General features: G+C 65.5%; 6 protein-coding genes and 1 pseudogene. 2 read left to right on the forward strand and 5 right to left on the reverse strand.

The window, feature by feature from the left end; genetic code table 11:
* Both MW084_RS06800 and MW084_RS06805 read left to right on the forward strand, forming a co-directional pair.
* Window positions 1-441 (forward strand): annotated as a pseudogene (locus tag MW084_RS06800) (molybdopterin dinucleotide binding domain-containing protein); the annotation flags it as partial.
* A 58-nt stretch (window positions 442-499) separates the two neighbouring features.
* Complete coding sequence (locus MW084_RS06805) at window positions 500-985, forward strand: PaaI family thioesterase (RefSeq protein ID WP_010474151.1); 486 nt, start codon at window positions 500-502, stop codon at window positions 983-985.
* Between the two features lie 67 nt (window positions 986-1,052).
* Here the strand turns inward: MW084_RS06805 and MW084_RS06810 are convergent, their stop codons facing one another.
* From MW084_RS06810 to MW084_RS06830, 5 genes are all read right to left on the reverse strand, one after another.
* Window positions 1,053-1,742: an ABC transporter ATP-binding protein gene (locus MW084_RS06810; protein WP_255130698.1), complete on the reverse strand. Its 690-nt coding sequence runs from the start codon at window positions 1,740-1,742 to the stop codon at window positions 1,053-1,055.
* A 74-nt stretch (window positions 1,743-1,816) separates the two neighbouring features.
* Window positions 1,817-2,755 (reverse strand): ABC transporter ATP-binding protein, encoded by a 939-nt coding sequence (locus MW084_RS06815; protein ID WP_010475314.1) that lies wholly within the window; start codon window positions 2,753-2,755, stop codon window positions 1,817-1,819.
* The gene (locus tag MW084_RS06820) at window positions 2,755-4,125 is read right to left on the reverse strand and encodes a branched-chain amino acid ABC transporter permease (RefSeq protein WP_010475315.1); all 1,371 of its coding nucleotides are present in this window, start codon (window positions 4,123-4,125) and stop codon (window positions 2,755-2,757) included. The genes MW084_RS06815 and MW084_RS06820 overlap by 1 nt, the downstream gene beginning before the upstream one ends.
* Window positions 4,122-5,045, reverse strand: coding sequence for a branched-chain amino acid ABC transporter permease (locus tag MW084_RS06825; protein ID WP_010475316.1), 924 nt, complete (start codon window positions 5,043-5,045; stop codon window positions 4,122-4,124). The genes MW084_RS06820 and MW084_RS06825 overlap by 4 nt, the downstream gene beginning before the upstream one ends.
* A 161-nt stretch (window positions 5,046-5,206) precedes the next feature.
* Window positions 5,207-6,364: a branched-chain amino acid ABC transporter substrate-binding protein gene (locus MW084_RS06830; RefSeq protein ID WP_029553870.1), complete on the reverse strand. Its 1,158-nt coding sequence runs from the start codon at window positions 6,362-6,364 to the stop codon at window positions 5,207-5,209.
* Window positions 6,365-6,703: the final 339 nt, after the last annotated feature.

Genomic DNA, 6,703 nt, shown 5'->3' on the forward strand with positions numbered 1-6,703 from the left:
GACGAACGCCGCTTCCCCACCGCCACCGGCAAGGCCAACTTCACCGCCGCCCCCGTCGAACACCCCCGCGTCCCCGAAGGCCGGCTGCTCCTGCAGACACTGCGCTCCCACGACCAGTACAACACCACCGTCTACGGCCTCGACGACCGCTACCGCGGCATCAAGGGCGGCCGCCGCGTCGTCCTCGTCCACCCCGACGACGCCCGCGAACACGGCTTCCCCGACGGCTCCTACGCCGACCTCGTCAGCGAGTGGACCGACGGCGTCGAACGCCGCGCCCCCGGATTCCGCGTCGTCCACTACCCCACCGCACGGGGCTGCGCCGCCGCCTACTACCCCGAGACCAACGTCCTCGTCCCCCTCGACGCCACCGCCGACGTCAGCAACACCCCCGCCAGCAAGTCCGTCGTCATCCGTCTGGAACAATCACCGGCCGACTGAGCGTCCGCTCGGCAACACCACCAGGACAGCCGCACGACGACGAACGGAGCCCCGGCCCATGGGCGAGCAGACCGCACCCGTGTTCCCGCAAGAGGTCATCGACGAGTACGCCGCCCTCGGCGTCGACCTGCCCGCCCTGTTCTCCGCCGGCCACCTCGGCACCCGCATGGGCCTGCGGATCACCGAAGCCGCCGCCGACCGCGTCGTCGGCACCCTGCCCGTCGAAGGCAACACCCAGCCCTACGGACTCCTCCACGGCGGCGCCTCCGCCGTCCTCGCCGAAACACTCGGCTCCATCGGCGCGATGCTCCACGCCGGCTCACGCAAGACCGCCGTGGGCGTCGACCTGAACTGCACCCACCACCGCGGCGTCCGCTCCGGACTCATCACCGGCGTCGCCACCCCCGTCCACCGCGGCCGCTCCACCGCCACCTACGAGATCACCATCACCGACGACCAGGACAAGCGCGTCTGCACCGCACGCCTCACCTGCATGCTGCGCGAAACCACCGGCAAGGACACCCCGGACACCCCCACCGCCTGACCCCGCACACCGGAGCGCCGGGCCCCCTCCACGGGCACCCGGCGCTCCCCCACAACCGGCCGGCCGATCAGGCCGCCCCCTCACCCAGGTACGCCGCCCGGATCCGGCTGTCCGCCAGCAACCCGCCCGCCGGACCCGACATCGCCACCGACCCCGTCTCCAGGACGTAACCCCGGTCCGCCAGCCCCAGCGCCTGCGTGGCGTTCTGCTCCACCAGCAGCACCGTCGTACCCTGCTCGTTGATCTCCTTCACGATCTCGAAGATCTGCTGCACGATCAGCGGCGCCAACCCCATCGACGGCTCGTCCAGCAGCAGCAGCTCCGGCCGGCCCATCAACGCACGGCCGATCGCCAGCATCTGCTGCTCACCACCCGACAAGGTGCCCGCCTGCTGCGAACGCCGCTCCGCGAGCCGCGGGAACAGCGTGAACACCCGGTCCAGATCACCCGAATCCACCGACGAGAACCTGTACGCCCCCATCTCCAGGTTCTCCAGCACCGTCATCGTCGCGAAGACCCGCCGCCCCTCCGGCACATGCCCGATGCCGAAACGAACCAGCTCGTGCGACTTGATGCCGTCGATCCGCTCACCGCGCAGCAGCACCTCGCCGTACCGCGGCTGAAGCATCCCCGACACCGTACGCAGCGTCGTCGTCTTCCCCGCGCCGTTACCGCCCAGCAGAGCGACGATCTCGCCCTTCCCGACCGTCAGGTCGATGCCCTTCAGCGCCTCGATCGCACCGTAGAACACCCGCATGCCCCGCAGTTCCAGCAGCGGGACCTCCGCGGCCCCGGCGCCACCGCCGTCCCCACGCAGCTGTGCCGTCGTACTCACTGGCCGCTCTCCTCGTCACTCCGCACCGCACGACCCGCACCACCGGCATCCGCACCGGCCGCGTCCGGCGCACCACCCGCACCCTCCGCGTCCTCGACCGCATGGCGCACCACCTCGGCGTCCTCCGCCGACGACCCCAGATACGCCTCGATCACCGCCGGATGCCGCTGCACCTCACCAGGCGTCCCCTCCGCGATCTTCCTGCCGAAGTTGAGCACCATCACACGGTCCGCGACCGACATCACCAGCCGCATGTCGTGCTCGATCAGCAGCACGCTCACACCCAGCTCGGTGTTGATCCGGCGGATCAACCGCTCCAGCTCCAGCTTCTCCGTCGGATTCGTCCCCGCCGCCGGCTCGTCCAGCAACAGCACCTGCGGATCCGTCGCCAACGCCCGCGCGATCTCCAGGCTCCGCTGATCGCCGTAGCTCAGACCACCCGCGATCTCGTTGAGCTTGTCCTCCAGGCCCACGAACCGCAGCAGCCGGTGAGCCCGCTCGTCGCTCTCCCGCTCCGCCCGACGCGCACCCGGCAGACCCAGCATGATCGACACCGGCCCGGCCTTCAGCCGCGTCTCCACCGCGATCTTCACGTTCTCCAACGCCGTCAGCGCCGAGAACAACCGGATGTTCTGGAACGTACGCGCCAACCCCACCCGGTTCACCAGATGCGGCTTACTCCCCAGCAGGGACTTCTCCCCCCCGCCCCTCGGCAGGAAGGCGATCCTCCCCTCCTGCGGCGTGTACGCACCCGTCAGCGAGTTGAAGAACGACGTCTTCCCCGCACCGTTCGGGCCGATCACCGCCAGCACCTCACCCCGGCGCATCGACATGTTCACCTTGTCGAGAACCGTCAACCCGCCGAACCTCAGCGTCACATCCGTCACCCGGAGCACCAGCTCCTCCACGGGCGCACTCGTCACTTCAGTGCCCATCAGGCCTTGCCTCCCGCCGGCTCGGACATCGCATCCGCATCCCCCAGACCCTCCTCCGCCATCTTCAGCTCACGCTGACGACGACGCGAAGGCCACATGCCCTGAGGCCGGTAAATCATCATGATCACAAGCAGCGCACCCAGGTACATGTACCGGTCCGACGGATCCACGTAGTCCTTCAGCGCCTCCGGCAGCCACACCAGCGCCGCCGCCCCCAGCAGCACACCCGGAATCGACCCCATGCCACCGAAGATCACATACGCCAGGATCAGAATGGACTGGAGAAGCGGGAACACCTCGGGATTGATGTAGCCGTACTTGCTGGTGAAGATCACCCCGGCCACACCCGACGTCGACGCGCCGATCGCGAACGCCATCAACTTGAACCGCACCGTGTCCACACCGTTCGCCGCCGCCGCGATCTCGTCCTCACGGATCGCCGTCCACGCCCGGCCCACCCGCGAATGCTCCAGCCGCGAGAACAACACGATCACCAACACGATGAAGAACACCAGCAGATACCAGTACGGCAGCGGCTTGATCGACCACGAGTACTCCACACCCGCGAAATCGAACGAGAAATCCGGAATCAACCGCGCACCCTGCGGACCACCCGTCACCCCGTCCGCGTTCTTCGCCACCAGATAGATGATCTCGTGGAACCCCAACGTCACGATCGCCAGGTAGTCACCCCGCAACCGCAGCGTCGGCGCACCCAGCAGCAGACCCGTCACCAGACACGTCACCACCGCGATCGGAATCACCCAGAAAGGATTCAGCACCACCGGCGGCTCGACCGGAAGACGCCCCGTCCAGAACGCCGTCGAATACGCACCCACCGCGAAGAAAGCGAAGAAACCCAGATCCAGCAGACCCGCCCAACCGATCACCACGTTCAGACCGATCGCCAGCAGCGCGAAGATCGCAATCTGATCCACCAGCACCGTCTGCCACGTACGCGACAAGAACGACGGCACCACCAAAGCCAGCACCAACGCCAACCCGACCAGACCCCAACGCAACCGCGGATCACCCTGGACCCGATCACGCACCGCACCACCAGGCCGGCCCACCACCGACCTCGCCCGGTCCGCCACACCCCGCAACGGCGACACCGCGAACTCCCGCAGCGCCCACGCACCCACCGTCAACGCCAGACACACCCACAGATGAGACCCCGTCAACGACCCCTCGACGGAGAAGAAGACGTCCCGGGTCGTACCCTGCTCGCCCGTCACCAGCGCCAGCAGCACACCCAGCGCCAGCATCGACCACAACCGCATGAACCGCGGCCGCCGATACCACGCCGTACGACGCAACCTGCTCGCCGCGGACGCCACATCACTCACGGAAGAACCCACAGCGCTCACGCCGCCCTCCCCACTTGCTTACCGAGGATGCCCATCGGACGGAACATCAGCACGAGAATCAGAACCACCATCGCGGAAACACTCCGCCACTCGTCACCGAGCAACGGCACCGTCATCGTCTCCACCACACCGATCAGCACACCACCCGCCATCGCACCGCGAATGTTGCCGATACCACCCACCACAGCCGCCGCGAACGCCGTGATACCCGGAATGAAACCCATCGTGTACGACACCTGGTTCAGATTCGCGAACAGGAAACCCGCCACACCACCGAGCACACCACCGATCACGAACGTCCGCGAAATCACCCGGTCGATGTCCACACCCATCAACGACGCCACCTCGGCGTCCTGCGCGACCGCCCGAATACCCTTGCCCAACTTCGTCCGGTTCACCACAAGATCCAGACCCACCATCATCACCACGGCGGTCAGGAACTGCAGCAACTGCGTGATGTTCACACCCGCACCGAACACACTCAGCACATCGTGGTTGTCATACATCTCCGGCAACGTCAGCGGATCACGCCCGAACAGCTTGCCCGCCAGGTTGTACAGGAAGAACGACGCACCGATCGCCGTGATCAGGAAGATCAGACGCGGAGCGCCCCGCCGGCGCAACGGCCGGTACGCCACCTTCTCCAACCCGTACGCCGTCACCCCACCGAACAACGCCGAACCAGCCATGGCCATCGCCACGAACCCGATCGACGCCCAAGCAGAAGGACTCTCACCCGGATCGAGCAACTGAAGAACGATCAGGCTCCCGTACGCCCCCAGCATGAACACCTCGCTGTGCGCGAAATTGATCAACTGGAGAACGCCGTAAACCAACGTGTAACCGATCGCGATCACGGCATACAACGAGCCGAGCATCACACCCAGGACAAGATAGTCCCAGAACTCCTGAAGGGACATCGAAAAACTTCCTTAGAACCAAGCAGAACCGGAACACCCGCAAAGCGCCCCCGGCCCACGGCCGAACAAGCAAACCCCACACCACACCGAGACCACCCGAAGGACCCCGATACCGAACAGGGGCCGGAGAACCAACGCCCCCCGGCCCCCACCCGCCAGACTCAGCCGACCAGCTGGTTGATGTTGCCCTGGTAGGCGATCCTGCCGCCCTTCACCTGGTACAGATACACATCCGTACCCTTGAACTCACCGCTCTCATCGAAGGAGAACGTCTTCGTCAGACCCTTGTACGACGCCTTCGCCAGAGCATCCCGCAGCGCCTCACGCTCCACCCCGCCCTTCGCCGCCTTCAACTCCGCGATGATCATGCTGGCGATGTCGTACGACTCCGCCGAATACGTACCCGGCGCCCGCTTGAACGCCTTCTGGTAGTCCTGCGCGAACTGCTTCGTCCCCGCCTCCACCGTCGCATCCGTGCACGGACACGTCAGGAACCAACCCTCCGACGCACCACCCGCCAACTCCACGAACTTCACATCGTTCGTACCGTCACCCGAAATCGCCGCACCCTTGTAGCCGGCTTCCTTCAACTTCTTCGCGAACGGCGCCGCATCCTGGTAGTAACCCGCGTACACCAGCGCATCGGCCTTCGAATTGACGACATCCTTCGCCGTCGCACTGTAATCCGGCGTCTTCTGCGGAACCGACTTCCGGACCACCTCGATGCCCGCAGCCTTCAAACCCTTCTCGGCGACACCCGCCAAACCCACCCCGTAGTCGGTCTTGTCATCCAGGACATAGACCTTCTTCGCCTTCAACTTCTTCGCGTAGTACGTCGCCATACCCGCACCCTGCTGGTTGTCGTTCGGGACACCCCGCAGCAGACTCGTGAAGTTGTTCTCCGGATCCGTCAAAGACGGATTCGTCGCCGACGGCGACACCGTCACCAGACCCGCCTCCGCATACAACGGCGAAGCCGTGTTCGTCGCACCCGAGAACGCCGGACCCACCACCGCGACGACACTCTCGTCGTCGATCACCTTCTGAGCCGCCGCAGTCGCCTTGTCCGGCAGACCCTGATCATCCGAAGCGACATACTCCAGCTTGAAACCGAGATCCCCCTTGGCGTTCGCCTGGTCAATAGCCAGCTTCACACCGTTCTGCATGTTCTCGCCCAGCGCGACATTGTCACCCGACAACGGACCCTGGAAAGCGATCTTGACAGTGTCACCACCGCCACCCGAACCACCACACCCGGTCAACGCCAAGGCACCCGCAACCACCGGAACCGCAAACTTCACCACGGCCTTGTTCAGCACAACGCACTCCCTGGAGCCGACCGAACGATCTTGCATGCACAGGAAGTCCAAACAACTTCCCCACAGCACACCGCTTCTCCACGCGGTGTGCGGGGAATGTAATCGCCCGTTCAACCCAACCGATAGACAGCCGCAGAATGTGTAACCCCCCTGTGACCTGCGTCATGCCCCGAAAACAGAACACCCCTTACCAACCAACAAACACCCCGCCCCACCCACCACCCCACAACTGACGCTACCAACCACCCATAACGTTGTNNCCACCCCAACAAAGAAACCCCCGACCCACCACCCCTCCCCTTACAAGAAGAAGCAACGAACCAAGGGCACCCCCACAAC

This window comes from Streptomyces sudanensis (genome assembly GCF_023614315.1).
Classification (GTDB): Bacteria; Actinomycetota; Actinomycetes; order Streptomycetales; family Streptomycetaceae; genus Streptomyces; species Streptomyces sudanensis.